The sequence below is a fragment of the Rhodococcus sp. IEGM 1379 genome (assembly GCF_030056815.1).
Lineage (GTDB): Bacteria > Actinomycetota > Actinomycetes > Mycobacteriales > Mycobacteriaceae > Rhodococcus_F.
The window spans coordinates 1-445 of sequence record NZ_JASHKR010000206.1; the positions used below are offsets into that span (position 1 = coordinate 1).

Here is a 445-nt window from a genome sequence, read left to right on the forward strand (position 1 = left end):
TAGGCGGGCGCGGTGTCCGGCTGGACCACACATGGTTAACGGAGAATGAACAGACCGGAGATTTCTGCGCCACCGGCAATGAAATCAGACACTTCGGGCATATGCCACGTCGATGTGGAACCTGCCGAAGCCCAATTTCTCGTATGTATTCAGGGCCGCGGTGTTGTCACCTTCAACGTACAAAAGGACGGTTCCGAGACCGCGATCACGCAGATAGTGCATACCGGCGAGCGTCAGCACCCGACCGAGACCGCGTCCCTGCGCTGCCGGATCGATACCGACGACGTACACCTCGCCGAGTTCGGGTTCGTCGCCTTCCGGCGGATGAACCTTGGTCCAGTGAAAGCCCAGGAGTGTATCCGGATCGCTGTCTGCGAATGCCATGAACAGCCCCGCCGGATCGAACCACTCTTCGGCCGTGCGCTCGTCGATCTCCGCTTGCGTC

At 60.2% G+C, this 445-nt stretch carries 1 protein-coding gene; it reads right to left on the minus strand.

What is annotated here, in order from left to right:
• Positions 1-84: 84 nt before the first annotated feature.
• A partial coding sequence (gene mshD / locus QM600_RS29540) for a mycothiol synthase (RefSeq protein WP_283265331.1) occupies positions 85-445 on the minus strand: 361 nt, incomplete at its 5' end.